Source organism: Caballeronia sp. LZ035 (genome assembly GCF_031451175.1).
In the GTDB taxonomy this organism is placed as follows: domain Bacteria; phylum Pseudomonadota; class Gammaproteobacteria; order Burkholderiales; family Burkholderiaceae; genus Caballeronia.
Genome location: NZ_JARUXS010000004.1, coordinates 172,327 through 187,698, shown reverse-complemented (window position 1 = coordinate 187,698; position 15,372 = coordinate 172,327). Strand labels below are relative to the sequence as shown.

Here is a 15,372-nt window from a genome sequence, read left to right as displayed (position 1 = left end):
CGCATGTTGGGAATTCAGACACCGGCGCGCCGCCGGAGCCGCGACGACGGCGAGAAGCCATTTTGGATCTCGTTTTCCGACCTGATGACCGCGCTGATGGTGTTGTTCCTCGTTGCGCTGAGCGTCGCGCTGCTTGCCGTGACGAAACACGTTTCGGAGGCGGAGCGCGAGGAGAAGCAGCGCGCCGAGCAGATCAACGCGCTGATGCAGGAGGTGCGGCGGGTGGCGGAACAGTTCGACGGCGTGCGCGTGATCGGCACGACAATTGATTTCGGACCGCGCGGGCGCTTCGAGCGTGAAGGGCAGAACACGCTATCGGAGCCGCAGCGCGCGCTGCTGCGCGCGTTCACGCCGCGTCTGCTCGAACAATTGCGGACCACGGACGCGGGCAAGCACTGGTTCAAGCGCGCGACCGTGGAAGGCTACGCGAGCCGCAGCGGCAAGTATCTGTTCAATCTGAACCTGAGCCTCGAACGCAGCGAGCGCGTGCTGTGCGAACTGCTGCGCGATCCGGGGCACGATGAACCCACGTTGTCCTTCGCGGACCGCGCACTGGTCGCGACGCGCTTCTTCGTCGGCGGCGCGTCGTTCAACTCGTTGCGCGCGACGGCGGACGACAGCCGCCGCATCGAAATCAAGCTGGAATTCAAGTCGCGTCAGGAACGCAAGGACGAAGCCGCGCAGCACTCGCCCGGCGCGGACGACGGCGCACTCGAACAAGCTCTCGACCCGAAAGAACGATGCCCGCTGAGCGACCGCTGACCCCATCCGGCGCGCGGCTGCGCGAGGCCTTGCTGCGCAGCGGCTCGTCCCTGACGGCGGATGGGCGTGTCATGAGCCTGGCGCTGAGCGAGATCAGGCGGGCCTTCGGCGGCCGCGACGACGCGCCGTCGCTCGATCAGTTGAGAATCGCGCTCCGCGTCTTCTTTGCGGGCCATCAGGAACTGAGTCCGACACAGATTCGTTATGTCTGCCATGGCGTGGCGGTTCCGCTGGACGAGCAGCAGGGCGGACGGCTGATCGACGATAGCGCGCTGTTCGAATCACTGATGGCGCTACTGGGCAAGTATGAACGGCAGGAACGGCGCTTTCGCAAGTTCTATCAGGGCCTGTTGCAGGGCTACTTCAGCTTTACGAATGATGCCGGCCCGCAGTCCAACGCGCAAATCAACTGGACCGGGCTGCGCCGCTATCTCGACGAGCATCTGCCTGCCTTGCATGCTGATGCCCGTCGGCGCGGCATCGTTCCCGAATGGCTGGATACGCTGCGCGACCACGCCAACCTGCTCACCGATGATCCGTGCAGCCGTTACGCCTCGCATCTCGCGACAGGTGAGACGGCCGAGCTTACGCAAGTGTTCGATGGACTGGGCATCGACTCGAATTCCTGGGTCTGGGAAGAAGTGGTCATGGCCTACGTTCGCTCGGTCTGCGAACGTGACGACGCGGGGTTTCAGGACGCGCTCGGCGACGTCCTCGCGTATGTCAACGGCCGAGCGCACATCAAGCTGCCGCAATTGCTCGCAGTACGTGCCGCGGCGCTTGTGGTCAGGCGCTATTCGGACTGCCGCGAACGCCCGGAGCATGAACGGCTGCGCGACGCCTGTCTGACGCTGATCGGCAATCCGTGGATCGATCCCACCGCCTGGGACGCGCATGTGAACCACGAACCCGCGCGGCAGATGGTGGAAGGCTGGCTGAAGCGCCGCCTGATCCGTGATTTCTTCGAACTGCTGGCCAAGGACGGCGCCGCGGATCTGCGGCGGCTGAACTACTGGCTGAAGTGGGAGCCCGAGATTTCCGACATGTGGTTCGTGCTCGGCCGGGACGCGCAACGAAACAAGAGCGCGGCGTTCACCAATGTCCGCAAACGGATGGCCGGCAAGGACCGCCGGCTCACCGACGCCACCGACGACAACAATGCCTTCGTCATGCGTATCGGCTCGTTGCTGGTGGTGGAATTCGGCGTGACCGGCAATGCCTGCTATGCCTTCGAAGCATCGCGTTTCCCCGTCGATCTCGACGCGCCCGCTTTTAGTCTCTACGCCATCAAGAACCGCAGGGTGGCGGCACTCTGGTTGTCTCACAGCGGCTACTCGTGGGAACAGAATTTCGATGTAAAGCTGCGCGGCCTGCTGCGCACCACGCCTGTGACGCCTGTGACGCCTGTCGCGCCTCGCGCCACGGCTACGCAGTCACGCGCTGCTCCTACGCCGCCGCGCCGCCCGTCGCCAACCCCGCCGCCCGTTCCCAACACGTCGAACCGCCCCGCCGGTCCATTCGATGGCCTCATGCCGCGCGTAGCGCCGCCGCTCATGTCCCCGCCGCCCGAGCATCCCGCCGCGCCGCTCGCGGGCGTCGTCCCGCGCGATGCCCGCCGAACCCGCTCGGAGTCTTTCGAACATGAACTGCGGGATGCCCTGTCGCTGTGCGAAGCGAGCGGATTCGAGTGGGAAGACAACCGGTCCAATGGCGGCGCGCTGTGGGTATTGCTAGAACAGCGACGCCAGCGTCCGCATCTCGCCAATCGGCTCGATGCGCTCGGTTTCGAATTCAAGCCCGGCCAGGGATTCTGGCTGAAGTGAAGGAACGATGATGCTCGCGAAGATCTTTGGCTGGGGAAAAACAGGGAAATCGGATGCAGGAAAAAAATCCGCCGTCGACGCCGTTGCCCCGCTACCAACGATCGACGAAGAGGGCTTACGTTACGCCTCGCCCGCGCCGCTTGCCCGACAATGGCTCGCTGCGCCGTACGACTATCCCGCTCACGCCGAACTCGGCGCGCACCTCGCGCTGGTCGTGCAGGAAGGCTTCGGCGTCGCCGTCGGCTCGGGCGTGCTGCTGTCGTGGGAAAACGTCTTCGGCATCTTGAGCCGCGAGGAGTTGCGCGCCTTTCGCGCGCCGTTGCGCTTCCCGCCCGACACGCTCATGCGTCCGCGCGTAATGAACGCTGGTGCTCTGGGCGACGCGGACTTCGGGCTTCACATCGACGAATGGGTGGACGCGCAGGGACGCGGCGCGCGGCCTGCGCCACGGCTTGTCGGCAAAGTGCTGCGCACCGGCGATACCGACGCGCTGCTGCCGGCCGCCGTCAGCGAGATGCTCGACATGTTGGCCCGCTTTCGCGCCACGCCCGTCGACGCGCGCACGCTGTCCTTAAAGGAGCACATTTACGGGCGCGTGCGCGCGCTCGCGGCCGAGAGCGGCAGCCCGGTTTCTGACTACATGGCGAGCACTATCGTGCTGGCGCCCGATCATCTCAGGCTCGAAGTCGAGCGACGGGGCGAGGGAGCCGCCGCGGTGCTCGAAGTGTCGCCCGGATTCGAAGGCGCGCCCGGCAACTGGATTACGCATTTCGACCGTCTGCCGCTCGACGATCGCTACAACATTCCCGAGGGCCCGGCGCTCGTGCGCGTCGTGCCCACGCCCGAAGTGAAGGCCGTGCTCAGCGAGATCAAGCGCAGCATGCCTGGCCGGCGCGTGACGGGCACGCGTGCGCAGGCGTTCGTGCGCAATCCGTTCGCAACGCTCGGTGAAAGCGCGCGCGAGGTGCTCGACGCCGGCGAGTTCGAAGCCGCGTGCGAGGCGGCGGGCATCGTCTTCAAGGCGTTCGTGCCGCAAGTGGAGCGCGGCGAGCGCGGTGAGATCGAGCGCGTCGGCCTCCTCGTGCAACCCCTCGCAGCCAGTGACGAGCCTGCTGCGATGACGTGGTTCACGTCCCCCGATGAACTCGCGCGCTTCACGGGCCGCCTGTCGCGCGCACTCGACGACGGCTCGCAATGCACCGTCTGGAACGACGACGAACTCGAAATCATCGGTGACACGGTCGAGCATGTGCAGGTGCTGTCCGGATGGCTGCGCGAGTGGCTAACGCCCGTGCTGTGGACGGCGTCTGAAGTGCTCGATCTGCGTCACTATTCGGAGCGCATCGACGAGATTGGGGTGGAGAAAGCGTTCGCGGTGCCGGTCATCGCCAAGAATCGAGAAGAGGGTGGATGGTTCGAGCAGAACACGTCGATCGGACTGCGCGTCGACGATCCGTCAGGCGGCACGCGCTACGTGCCTTTCGAGTTCGGTGAAATTCCGTCGCTTCAGGAGTCCGTGAACGCGGCGCAGGCAGCTGGCGCGGATCTCATGACGCTGCCCGGCCTCGTGCAGCCGATTCCCGTCTCGGAGGCGCAGCGCGCACTCGAAGCCCTTGCGCGCGCTGCCGCCGACGTGCAGCGTGGCACGTTCCCGCCGCGCGCCGCCGTCTTGCCATCTGCGAAGAAGCGGCTCATCATCAAGCGCAATTTCGAGGAAATCGAATACAACGAGGTGCGCGCCGACGCGCTCCAGATGCCGCCGCACCACGTACCCGCGATTCCGCAGACGCTCAGGCCGGAAGTCGTGCTCAAGCCGCATCAGGAAACCGGCGTGGCGTGGCTCCAGCATCTCTGGTCACTATCGCCCGCCGCGTGCCGCGGCACGGTTCTAGCCGATGACATGGGCCTCGGCAAGACCTTGCAGTTGCTCACCTTCATTGCGTCGTGCTTCGAACGTGAGCCACAGCTCGAACCGGCGCTGATCGTCGCTCCGGTCGCGTTGCTCGAAAACTGGCGCAATGAACTCGCGCGCTTCTTCGCGCCGGACACGCTGCCGCTGCTCCTGCTGTATGGCGACACGCTCAAATCCTTGCGGGCGAGCCGTCAGGAGATCGATGAAAGTCTCGCCGCGCAGGGCGTGACGCGTCTGCTCAAGCGCGACTGGACTGGCGGCGCGCGGCTCGTATTGACGACTTACGAAACCATGCGCGACCTCGAATTCGCGATGGCGCGTCAGTCGTGGTCGATCATGGTGTGCGACGAAGCGCAGAAGATCAAGAATCCTGCCGCGCTCGTCACGCGCTCGGCCAAGAAGCAAAAAGTGCGCTTTCGGATCGCCTGCACCGGCACGCCGGTCGAGAACACGCTCGCAGATCTGTGGTGTCTGTTCGACTTCGTGCAGCCCGGCATGCTCGGTGCGTTGAATCACTTTTCGCGGACCTATCGACGGCCGATCGAGGCGAAGACCGAGGAACAGCAGGCCAGGGTCAACGCGTTGCGTAAGGTCATCCAGCCGCAGATCCTGCATCGGAAAAAGACGGATGTCGCAAAGGACCTGCCAGTGCCGGTCGAAAACAAGACGTGTAAGCAGCTGCCCATGTCGCCGTATCAGCAACGCAACTACGAGAACGCGCTCGCGACCTTGCGCGCGCAACGTGAATCGAACCCGTCCGCGCAATTGCAGGCGCTGCTGGCCATCCGCAAGATCTGCACCGATCCGCACGGTTTCGCGGAGCCCGACGTGCGCGACGTGCCGATCACGCGCCTGGTCGATGAATCGCCCAAGATGGGCTGGCTCGTCGACACGCTGAAAATGCTCGCCGCCGATGCGCCGGGGCGGCACAAAGTCATTGTGTTTTGCGAGTTCAGAGAGTTGCAACTGGTTTTGCAGCGTGTTGTGGCCGCGATGTTCGGCTTCGCGCCGAGCATCGTAAACGGCGATACGTCGGCAGACCCGCGCGCCATAGGCAACCGTCAACAGCTCATCGATGCCTTCCAGGCAAGCGAAGGGTTCGACGTCATCATTCTTTCACCGTTGGCGGTCGGATTTGGCGTTAATATCCAGGCGGCCAATCATGTCATACACTTCACGCGCACGTGGAATCCGGCGAAGGAAGATCAGGCCACGGCGCGTGCCTATCGTATCGGGCAGACGCGGACAGTTACGCTCTACTACCCTGGCGTGGTCAGCGAAGTCTTTCCGAGTTTCGATGTCCGTCTGGACGCACTGTTGCAGCGTAAGCGCGAGCTGGCGGCAGACATGCTCAACGGATGCAGTGACATTACGGCAGCCGACTTCGCCGATTTCGGCTGACATGCGCCTCGTCGTGTTTCTGGCGACAGTGAACCATTACCCTCAAAACTACTGGGACGCCACGTGGATCCAGTCCTAACTCGTCTTTGATGAAACGTTGGCGCGACGCATTGCCCCAGACGCAGGCTGAGGCGCTGTTACAGGTGTGCGAGTCAAAGTGAGTGGTCGGAAGGGAAATATCAACCGAGAAAGAAGCGGCCGACACTTTGTTAGTCGTTTAGCCGTTGGCGAGGAAGAGCCGTAACGCACTATCCTGAAGCGTACCGAGATGCGACGCGGGAGGGCGAGCCACCCGTTGAGATACGCACGGAGAATTCAGTCAACCCTCACCAGGCTCTCGGAGCCTACCTGGACCGTCCATGATTGCGCCAGACGGGAGACCTTGAATATGCCGAATCAGCATGGCGAGCCGTTGCTCGAGGCGCTTTGCCTCTTCATGCAAGTCGGTCACATGCGTGAGGACGTTGAATGTGGCGGATTGCACCGCATAGTCTATGCGGATTCTCATCTCATTCTCGATGAGTGGGTGAACGCAATGAGCTCGGGCGTTTCAGACAGGCCGACCAAGCGAGCCTCTTCCATGATGTCTTCGATTGTCAGCATTGAAGTATCCTTTGCGCTTGTGTTCTATGTGATCATTTCCAGCTACATCTGGGCAGTCGTTTTCTCAACGGTGTTCCCGGACTCTTCGGACGCGACCTCGAGGACTGAAAAGTACCCACAGAGGCGAAAACCTCAAGGCAAAGATCTGCATGGAGAATTTCGCGGACTTAGACAAAATCTGTCCGACGTGCGTCAATCACTGTTTGCCAAAGGGCGATCGCAACGTGCATGCGACCGCCTGCACGAATTCGCCGTTAGCCTCCGCGGTACCGCACGTTCAAACCCGCACGCATGATCTCACGTCCACGCAAGGCGCCGAGCGCCAACAAACAGAATCTTCTTGTTCATGTCTGCCGCTACCGACAATCCAGACAGTGATTGTTCTTTTCGCCGGTATTACGCGCGAGTCAGTCAAAGACATTTGCGTGTAGATATTTATTGCATACGTGCTGGCGTTGTTAGCCGCGTTTGACGTCATCTCAGCGATCGCCGATGTCCCAGTCGGCATCGAAATATGCACCGCATTGCGGGCACAGCACGTTAGTGATCTGATCGGCGACCGTGTTGTGATAGGTCCATCGCGTACCGTTCTTGAACAGCGACGCCGTTCGGCACGAATAACAATGCGTTCGATTCGATCGCGCCTGACACTGCGCGCAGTGAAAGTGCCAACTTGTGGATTTGCCCCGCGTCGCGCGCGCATCGATGCCGGCTTCGGTGTCAGGTTCGCCGCATTCCATGCAGAAACCTTCGGATTTCCAGCGCGGCTCTCCATCCGGATGCGTTCCCGCTTCAACGGGAGCAGGAACAGCCTTCCGAAAAAACATGATGAGCAGTCGTTTTAGATGATGCACGGAGGCAGCTCCCGCGAACGACTCGCCTGCCTGCACCCAGCCGCTTTCATGCGACTTGGTGCTGCCGTAGTTGCAATGTCTTCCTTTTCGGTCAGCGTAGCCCGCGGCGCCGGATTTGCCGAATACCCGGGGGGAGATCCGCGACTGTCCCAGCCGCAGGCCTGCGCATCGCTGATTGGCGGCTTTGCCGATCATGGTCTTCAGCCGCCGCGGGAGGTGGAGGGCGGATTGATGCTTCCCGGGCGACTGGGTTCGGAATTCAACGCGCCTTGTTGCGATGTGCAGTGCCGATGGTCCAGGCGTATCCCTGCTACTCGGGGACTTTCGCAGCGAACCCATTCCGGGCACACGCGCTCTTGCACGCTCTTGCGAGACCTTTCTCAAGCAGCCCCCGCGCCCGCGTGTCCTTCTCCGTCCCCCTGTATCTGCATCCTCCGTTTGATGGACGCGGGAGCAGTCTGCGATCCATCTGCTTTTGCACACTTGGGTGCATGCAGTGGCGCGCTTTCCTCTGGATCTTCATTGCGTCTTCGCGGGCGATCGCCGGCGGACGGTGCGCGTGCGACAAATAGCGCCAGTCGATCCGCACCCGCGAGGCGCGCATGTCTCCGATCAATGTGCTTCTGGTGGCCGTATCTCCGGACGTGAAGGCCGAGGGAATCAGTGCGTGCATTGCGGACCGGCCTGACATGCTCCTGGTTGGCAACGGCATCACCACGGTCGAGCAGGCCAACGCGCAACTCTTCGACCTGCCGGTGGATCCGCAGTGCGCGGTGATCGTCGTCGGATTCGCGGAACAGACCGCCAGGCTGGCGGAGCAATGGCTTGCCGCACGCACGGATCTGGTCGTGCTGTGTGTCGATATCGTCGAGGACTTTGTCCGCCTGTCGTGGCGCGATCCATCGCTCGACGCGTTGCTGTCTGCGCTGTGCGGCCTCGTGCAGCGAGCAGGCTCCTACGGCGATGATCGCGTGTCGCGGATCTCGTTTCCGGCGATGGCGCTCGGAGGTCCTTCCCGCGCCCGCGCCGCGCCCGGGCAAGCGCTGATCGACGCGCTGCTGCACTGGGTGCACGAGGCGCTGTACGAGGCGATCCTGCGCAACCCCGGCGAGCAGGGCGATATCACGGGCCTGTCGGTCACGGCGCGAACGCTTCTGCGGATGCTCGACGACGCGCGCGAGAACGCCGAACCGGAAGCGCCGCAGCAGCTTGCGGAAGCCAAGGCGTGCTTCAGCGACGCCCTGGCGCGTGCCGATACCGAAGCAGAGCCGTTCGCCGGGCTCTGCCGCCGGTTGAGATTCGATGTTGCGGAAGCGCGCATGCTGGCGCTCGCGCTTGCGCCCGAACTGGACTTGCGCTGCCAGCGCTGTTTCGGATTTCTCCTCGACGATATGAGCCGTCGCACGGGAACGATCGTCCTGTTCTCATCGCTGGTCGGCACGGCGACGCGCGTACGCAGTCAATTGGCGAGCACGCGCTCGCTCACGCGCTGGCGCATCTTCGACAGCGCTTGTCGCGGCATGCTCGCCGCCGACGAGGCTGCGCGGCTCGATCCGCCTCTGGCGGCTTGGCTGCTCGGCGACCGTGATGCGCTCGATGAAGATGCCCGCGTCCGCCACGCGATGCGTACGGCCGCATGGCCAGGCGCCGCGTTGCTTGACGTGTTGCCACGCGCGCGTGCGTGCTCGCTCATCGCGCGCCTGCGCGAGGCGCCCGCGCCGCACTGGAGCGTGGTCGCGGAGGCGTCGCCGACGTGTCGCGCGATGATCGAGTGCGGAGCGGAACATTCGGGTGTCCGGCTCGCGCGCGTTGAAACGCATCGGCTGGTGGGACTGGATATCGGCGAGATCGAGGAAACAGCGGTTCGGATCGCGCGCCTGGCGCACCTCACCGGCCGGCTCATCGCGATCGACGTCACGCCGGGCGAAAATGCGTCGGACGAGGACGAAGCCCTGCGTGCGCTGTTCGAGAGCATCCATGCAAGCGCGGCTTCGGCCATGATCGTGTGCCAGGACGGTGCGCGCATCGCGCGGCTGCTGGCAGACATGCCGTACACGCTGATTGACGTGGGCGCCTTGCGGTCCGATGAACACGAGCGCGCCGTTGCGCTTGCAGCGCGCACCGCCGGCATCGAGCTCGATGCCGGCGAAGCAGCGTGTTTCGCGGCCCGCTATCCGCTCGGCATCGACGGATTCGCGGAAGCGGGGCGGCTCGCGAGCGCCCACTCTCCGCGAACCGACGGCCACGATGACAGCGACAGCGACGGTGCGTTGCGCGAACGGTTTGCCGAGGCGTGCAAGCTCGCATCGGCGCGCGGCAATGCCGATCTGTTCGAGCGTATCGAGCCGGCGTTCCGGCTGGACGATATCGTGCTGCCCGTCGCGGCGCGCCTGCAGCTCAAGGAAGTCGTCGACAGCGTGCGGCTGGCCGGGCGCGTGCTGGACGAGTGGAAATTCGGTGCGCAGCTTCCCTACGGCCGCGGCGTTACAGCGTTGTTTCACGGCCCGAGCGGCACCGGAAAGACGATGGCAGCGCTCGGCATCGCACGCGAGCTTGGCGTCCAGGTGCTGCGGATCGACCTGTCGCGGGTGGTGAGCAAATACATCGGCGATACGGAAAAGCATCTCGATCGCGTGTTTGGCGACGCACAGCGTTCCGGCGCAGCGCTTTTGATCGACGAGGCCGACGCGCTGTTCGGTAAGCGCGGCGAAGTGCGGAACGCGCATGACCGCTACGCGAACATCGAAGTCGCGTACCTGCTGCAACGCGTGGAAGCGTTCACCGGGCTCGCGATGCTGACGACCAATCTCAGCGAGAACGTAGATGCGGCGTTCCTGCGCCGTCTGCGCTTCATCGTCGAGTTTCCGCGGCCTGATCTCAACGCCCGCATCCAGATCTGGCGCCGCTGCTTGCCGAACGGCTCGCACACGCTCGACGACGCTGCTTTCCGCCAGCTCGGTCGCTCGATCGAACTCACCGGCGGACATATTCGGCAGATCACGCTCAGGGCGGCCTTTCTGGCCGCGGCGGCGGGCGCGCATATCGATACGACGCATATTGCGCACGCAGCGCGCGCCGAACTCGCCAAGCTGGGCATGCCGCTCGCCGATTTTCCGTTCGCCTGCAGGCGGAATGCAGCATGAGCGCCGACGCCATCCATCAGGTGACGCACGCGCTCAGCGCGCGGCTGGAGCGTGCGCTCAAGCAGGCGAGCGACCCGGGACGGGTGTTCATCGGCCCGCTCGATGATGTCAAGGCAAAAAGCGCGTCGCTGATCCTGTTCCTCTATCGCATCGCGCCCTGCGCGAGTCTGCGCAACCGGGAACATCGCGTGACATCGAGCGCTCCGCCGCCACCCGTGCTGGTGTTCAGGAACGCGCTGCCGCTCGATCTTGGCTATCTGCTGACCATCGGCGATACGCGCGAAGGCGCGAGCGAAGAGATTCGGCTGAGCTCGCTCGGCTACGCGATGCGCGAGCTGAACGTCGATCCCGATCTGACCGGTCCGGAAGTGGGCAACGAAACGGCGCACATATCGCTCGATGTGCTTTCGCTCGAAGACATGAGCCGCGTCTGGGCGCTGTTTCCGCAAGTGAACTACCGCACGTCCGTGGCGTATCTCGTGACGCCGGTGTGGATCGATCCGCCGCTCCCCGAACCGGCCGCGGCCCGGGTGCTGCAGGACTCGCTGTCGGCCGGTCACGTCGATGCGGAGGCCGGTCATGTCTGACAGCTTCCTGCGTGGGTCCATCGAGCAGAGCTATGTGCGACGCGTGCTGTTTGCCGTGGAGATCGTCGATGCGGTCACGCTCGATCCGGTGACGACAGATATCGTCGTTTCGGCGGAAGGGCTGTTGCGCAAGCCGGTCGTCAATCATGCCGGTCTGTACGTGTTCCTCGCGGAAGGCGATGCGCTGCCGGCGAATGTCATCGTCAGCGCAGAAGGATCACCGTACGAAAGCGTCACGGTGGCCGCGCCCGTCCCGCCGGCGCGGATGGTCCGGGTTCAGCTGGCGCCCCGCTACGCGTATCCGTTCGTGGCGGGCGTCACGGCGATGCGCGGAGCGCTGATCGAAAGTGTCGCGGATGACCGCGTGCCGGTCGTGGATGCGGTGATCGGCCTGCAATGGCTCGATCAGCTCGACGATGCAGGCGTTGTTCCAGACGCGAGGGCCGGGGATGAAGCCGACCTCGGCGGCCCTGATGACGACGTCAACCCGAAGGCCATCTGGATCGATCCGGGCCTGCGTTCACACAGCGCCGCGACCGGGGATTTCGCTGCCGTTCTGCGCCTGACGCCGTCCGACCGACCGGCCAGGACCATTGACGGCGCGCTGCGGGTACGGCTGCGCGTGGAGCGCGGAAACGCGGTCCGCATGTCCGATGAATTCCCGCTTTGGCAAGGCCGCGTCGCGGACGCGTTGCCACCATTTGCCTGGGACGAGCTTGAGCTCTGAGTCCGCTATTCAGGAGGCTGACGCCATGAATCAAGAGCCGAATCCGCCCCAGGGCCAGGTACCCTCGGAGCATCCGTGCGCCACCCCGCAGCCGCCCGCGCCGGTATCCACTCCGCAGCCCGCGACTTGTCCGCCCGTGCCGCAGCCCGCACCCGAGCCGCAGCCCGCACCGTGTCCGCCCGTGCCACAGCCCGCACCCGAGCCGCAGCCCGCACCGTGTCCGCCCGTGCCGCAGCCGACGCCCGAGCCGCAGCCCACGCCTTGTCCGCCCACGCCCACGCCTTGTCCGCCCACGCCCGCGCCGGCGCCGCAACCTCCGGCGCCTCCGACCTCCAGGTGCGCGCCGCTGCCCGCGCCGCCGTGCACACCGAAACTTCCCGATCCTCCATCGAGTGAGCCGCGCTGCTGCTGTCCCGCCAAACCCACGTCGGGCGTCTCCTGCTTCGACGGCCTCATCAGCTCGCAAGCGAAGCTGCTCGCGGAAGCGGATCGCGCGAAGACGTTCAAAAGCGATCTGGAAGACATCCGCAAGAAGGCACTCACGGCGCAGCAGCAGTACACGGTGGACAAGCGCGAGGCGCAACTCAAGTTATGGACCCGGACCGATACGGACATCGTCGCGCTGATCAGCACCCTGGCGTGCTCGCTGACGTGCTGGGAATGCCTGATCGAGTGCAGGCTCTGTCCGCTGATCTGCGACATCCGCAATCTCGAGAACCGCCTCCACGGCACCGGGGGGCTTACCCACGAGGTGTATTCGCTGTACGACCTCAACAACTGGCAACTGCGCAATCAGACCATCCGGAAGGACGTGTTCGAACGTATCAGGGACGTGCTCAGAGCTTGGGAAACGCCGGCGCAGACAATCGACAAGGCGCTCGCCGATAACAGCAAGCTTTATGGCGAGATCCAGCTGAGCATCGCCAAGGAACCGGCGGGGGCGCTCGTCGATCTGGTCACGCGCCTGGTGCCGAAGCACATCGCGATTGGTCCGCGCGACGCCAGCGGCAAGGTGAGCACGGGCATCGACGTCCGGTTCATCGATCTGTGCGGGTGCGACACCTGCGTGCCGGACAACTGCTGCGGGCCAGACGTGGGCCGCGTGCCGGTCTTGATGGAAATCACCGGGCCGCAGCCGTACCTGATCGAGCCCGACAAGCTGTTCGACGTCATGTGCTGCCTCGTCACCGAGCGTTACGAACCCGCAAAACAGGCACTGGCGCAGGCGGATTCCGCCGTGGCCGCGAGCAAGGCCGAGATCGACAAAGCCATCGCCGACATCGCCAGCAAGAAGAATTCGCTGACGGCCGACTTTCTCTTCGGTCTGGAAAATCCGGTCGATTGCAGGAACTACCACCCGAAGACGCCTGCGTGCAACGGCGCCCCGGCGCCTGCCGATCCGCCGTGCAACTGCACGAAACACGACAGCGACAATCCGGCGCCGCCGCGCTGAACGCTTTCGCTCATCGCGAACTTCGCGCCCGAACCCGAGCGCTCCAGTGAACCCGGAGAATTCTCATGTCCGAATATCTGCATCCCGGCGTTTTTATTGAAGAGATCGAACGCGGACCCCGGCCGATCGAAGGCGTTCCGACCAGCACCGCCGCGTTCCTCGGGGAGACTGAGCGCGGGTCCATCAGGCCCCGTCTCGTCACGAGCTTCAAGGAATACCAGCGCTGGTTCGGCGGCGTCTATGGGCCTGACAAGTTTCTGCCGTACGCAGCAAGCGGCTTCTTCGAGAACGGCGGCACGCGGGTGTATGTGTGCCGCCTGGTCGGACAGGCCGCGACGCCGGCGCAAGCCGCGTTCGGCGATTTCTTCGTGCGCGCCGCCGGACCCGGCAGCTGGGGCCGGCGCGTGTGGGCAACCATCCAGGACAGCACGACCAGAAACAAGGACAACCTGCCGGTCGGGTTCCGGCTGCGCCTCGCCTATTGGGTCGACGGCCAGGAGCCGTTCGATCCGTTCACTCCGGAAGGACGGACCAGGACGCCCCAGCCGTCGTACGCCGAAGACTTCGACGATCTGGTGGTCGACGAAAATTCGCCGGACTACTTCGGCAAGCGCGTGCCCTTCATCGATCTGGACAAGGGCAATGTGAATCAGGGTCCTGAGAGTTCGTCGCTCGGCATGCTCGTGCGCAACGCGGGCGCCGCCGCGGGCACGCGACCCGACAACAACAGCCAGGTGCTGGGCGATGCGGGCGCGGACGATCCGAATCCGCTCGGCAGCGACGACTATGTCGGCCTGCCCGCCGACGCGCGTGTGGACGCGCAGGGGCTTTCCGCGCTTGAACTCGATCCGTACCGGGACGTCGCGCTGGTCTACGCGCCAAACGTCGCCGACGACATCGCGCAGAAGATCATCGATCACTGCGAGCTGCTGCGCTTTCGCTTTGCCGTCATCGACAGCCCCAAGGGGCAAAACGATTCCGGCGCGCTCGACCCGCGCACCAACATGCCGACCGATTCCAGCTACGCCGCGTTTTATTACCCTTGGATTGTCATCTCCGACCCGCTCACGGGAGCGCGCAAGCTCGTACCGCCCGGCGGCCATTCGATCGGCGTCTATGCGCGCACCGACACCGAACGCGGCGTGTTCAAGGCGCCCGCCAACGAAACCTTGCGCGGCGTGCTCGACCTCGAATACGACATCAAGGACGCGACGCAGGACGTGCTCAATCCGCGCGGCGTCAACGCGATCCGGCGCTTTCCGGGCCGGGGCATCCGGGTGTGGGGCGCCCGCACGCTTACCTCGAACCCGCTCTGGAAGTACGTGAGCGTGCGGCGCCTGTTCATCTTTCTTGAACGTTCCATCTACGAAGGCACGCAATGGGTGGTCTTCGAGCCGAACGATACGCGCCTCTGGGCGCGCGTGACGGACACGGTTCGTCTGTTCCTGCGCACGCAATGGCGACTCGGCGCGCTGTTCGGGCGCACCGAGGAGCAGGCGTTCTTCATCGTCTGCAACGAAACGGTGATGTCGCAGGATGACATCCTCAACGGCCGCCTGATCTGCGAAATCGGCATCGCGCCGGTCCGTCCCGCGGAATTCGTGATCTTCCGCATTTTTCAGAACACCGCGGAATCTCAACGATAGGAGCGCGTCATGGCACGCATCGATCCACTTCGCAATTTCCGGTATCGGCTGGAGATCGACAACATCACGCAGGCGGGTTTCAGCGAAGTCGCCATCGCCGAGACCACCATCGACGCGGTCGACTATCGCGAGGGCACCGATCCGCCGCACATGCGCAAGCTCTCCGGACTCACGAAGTATGGAAGCATCACGCTGAAGGCCGGCATGACCGTCGGTGCGAGCGGGCTGGAACTGTTCAAGTGGCACAGCGATATATCGGCCGGCCAGATCAAGGACAAACGGAAGAAAGTGGTGATCGTCGTGCAGGACGAGTCCGGCGACGAAAGCGCCGGCGCGCGTTTCGTGATCACCGATGCATGGCCGATCAAATACGACCCGAGCGATCTCAGCGGCAAGGGCAACGAGGTGATGATCGAGTTGCTCGAACTGGCCAACGAAGGCATCGAGCGCGTTAAGTAAGA

Annotated in this window: 12 protein-coding genes; 10 read left to right on the top strand and 2 right to left on the bottom strand. The window is 64.2% G+C overall.

Annotated features, from left to right (window positions below):
- Positions 1-3: 3 nt before the first annotated feature.
- The 4 genes from QCE88_RS31195 (at position 4) to QCE88_RS31180 (ending at position 6,796) form a co-directional block, all read left to right on the top strand.
- Positions 4-762 (top strand): flagellar motor protein MotB, encoded by a 759-nt coding sequence (locus QCE88_RS31195; protein WP_309909075.1) that lies wholly within the window; start codon positions 4-6, stop codon positions 760-762.
- Positions 741-2,585: an EH signature domain-containing protein gene (locus tag QCE88_RS31190; RefSeq protein ID WP_309909074.1), complete on the top strand. Its 1,845-nt coding sequence runs from the start codon at positions 741-743 to the stop codon at positions 2,583-2,585. Before QCE88_RS31195 ends, QCE88_RS31190 begins: the two co-directional genes overlap by 22 nt.
- Positions 2,586-2,595: 10 nt before the next feature.
- Positions 2,596-5,898 (top strand): DEAD/DEAH box helicase, encoded by a 3,303-nt coding sequence (locus tag QCE88_RS31185; protein WP_309909073.1) that lies wholly within the window; start codon positions 2,596-2,598, stop codon positions 5,896-5,898.
- A 382-nt stretch (positions 5,899-6,280) separates the two neighbouring features.
- Complete coding sequence (locus QCE88_RS31180; protein WP_309909071.1) at positions 6,281-6,796, top strand: hypothetical protein; 516 nt, start codon at positions 6,281-6,283, stop codon at positions 6,794-6,796.
- A 184-nt stretch (positions 6,797-6,980) separates the two neighbouring features.
- On the opposite strand, the gene QCE88_RS31175 is transcribed toward QCE88_RS31180, so the two are convergent.
- Positions 6,981-7,550, bottom strand: a complete 570-nt coding sequence (locus QCE88_RS31175) for a hypothetical protein (RefSeq protein WP_309909070.1) — start codon at positions 7,548-7,550, stop codon at positions 6,981-6,983.
- 407 nt (positions 7,551-7,957) lie between these two features.
- On the opposite strand from QCE88_RS31175, the gene QCE88_RS31170 reads away from it, so the two are divergent.
- The 3 genes from QCE88_RS31170 to QCE88_RS31160 are packed head-to-tail and all read left to right on the top strand — an operon-like array spanning position 7,958 to position 11,812.
- Positions 7,958-10,498 (top strand): ATP-binding protein, encoded by a 2,541-nt coding sequence (locus QCE88_RS31170; protein ID WP_309909069.1) that lies wholly within the window; start codon positions 7,958-7,960, stop codon positions 10,496-10,498.
- Positions 10,495-11,085, top strand: coding sequence for a DUF4255 domain-containing protein (locus QCE88_RS31165; protein ID WP_309909068.1), 591 nt, complete (start codon positions 10,495-10,497; stop codon positions 11,083-11,085). Before QCE88_RS31170 ends, QCE88_RS31165 begins: the two co-directional genes overlap by 4 nt.
- A gap of 34 nt (positions 11,086-11,119) precedes the next feature.
- Complete coding sequence (locus QCE88_RS31160) at positions 11,120-11,812, top strand: hypothetical protein (protein ID WP_309909067.1); 693 nt, start codon at positions 11,120-11,122, stop codon at positions 11,810-11,812.
- A 30-nt stretch (positions 11,813-11,842) separates the two neighbouring features.
- Here the strand turns inward: QCE88_RS31160 and QCE88_RS31155 are convergent, their stop codons facing one another.
- Complete coding sequence (locus tag QCE88_RS31155; protein ID WP_309909066.1) at positions 11,843-12,268, bottom strand: hypothetical protein; 426 nt, start codon at positions 12,266-12,268, stop codon at positions 11,843-11,845.
- Between the two features lie 106 nt (positions 12,269-12,374).
- Here QCE88_RS31155 and QCE88_RS31150 point away from each other — a divergent pair, with 106 nt between their 5' ends.
- The 3 genes from QCE88_RS31150 (at position 12,375) to QCE88_RS31140 (ending at position 15,370) form a co-directional block, all read left to right on the top strand.
- A complete protein-coding gene (locus tag QCE88_RS31150; protein WP_309909064.1) occupies positions 12,375-13,265 on the top strand; it encodes a hypothetical protein in 891 nt (296 codons plus the stop codon).
- A gap of 65 nt (positions 13,266-13,330) precedes the next feature.
- The gene (locus QCE88_RS31145) at positions 13,331-14,911 is read left to right on the top strand and encodes a phage tail sheath family protein (RefSeq protein WP_309909062.1); all 1,581 of its coding nucleotides are present in this window, start codon (positions 13,331-13,333) and stop codon (positions 14,909-14,911) included.
- A 9-nt stretch (positions 14,912-14,920) separates the two neighbouring features.
- Entirely contained in the window at positions 14,921-15,370 is a 450-nt protein-coding gene (locus QCE88_RS31140) for a phage tail protein (protein WP_309909061.1), read from the top strand.
- Positions 15,371-15,372 lie beyond the last annotated feature (2 nt).

Excerpts from the sequence above, each read along its gene's own strand:
- QCE88_RS31195 (WP_309909075.1), top strand. The coding sequence starts at position 4 with ATGTTGGGAATTCAGACACCGGCGCGCCGCCGGAGCCGCGACGACGGC.
- QCE88_RS31190 (WP_309909074.1), top strand. The coding sequence starts at position 741 with ATGCCCGCTGAGCGACCGCTGACCCCATCCGGCGCGCGGCTGCGCGAG.
- QCE88_RS31185 (WP_309909073.1), top strand. The coding sequence starts at position 2,596 with ATGCTCGCGAAGATCTTTGGCTGGGGAAAAACAGGGAAATCGGATGCA.
- QCE88_RS31175 (WP_309909070.1), bottom strand. The coding sequence starts at position 7,550 with ATGATCGGCAAAGCCGCCAATCAGCGATGCGCAGGCCTGCGGCTGGGA.
- QCE88_RS31170 (WP_309909069.1), top strand. The coding sequence starts at position 7,958 with ATGTCTCCGATCAATGTGCTTCTGGTGGCCGTATCTCCGGACGTGAAG.
- QCE88_RS31165 (WP_309909068.1), top strand. The coding sequence starts at position 10,495 with ATGAGCGCCGACGCCATCCATCAGGTGACGCACGCGCTCAGCGCGCGG.
- QCE88_RS31155 (WP_309909066.1), bottom strand. The coding sequence starts at position 12,268 with ATGAGGCCGTCGAAGCAGGAGACGCCCGACGTGGGTTTGGCGGGACAG.
- QCE88_RS31145 (WP_309909062.1), top strand. The coding sequence starts at position 13,331 with ATGTCCGAATATCTGCATCCCGGCGTTTTTATTGAAGAGATCGAACGC.
- QCE88_RS31140 (WP_309909061.1), top strand. The coding sequence starts at position 14,921 with ATGGCACGCATCGATCCACTTCGCAATTTCCGGTATCGGCTGGAGATC.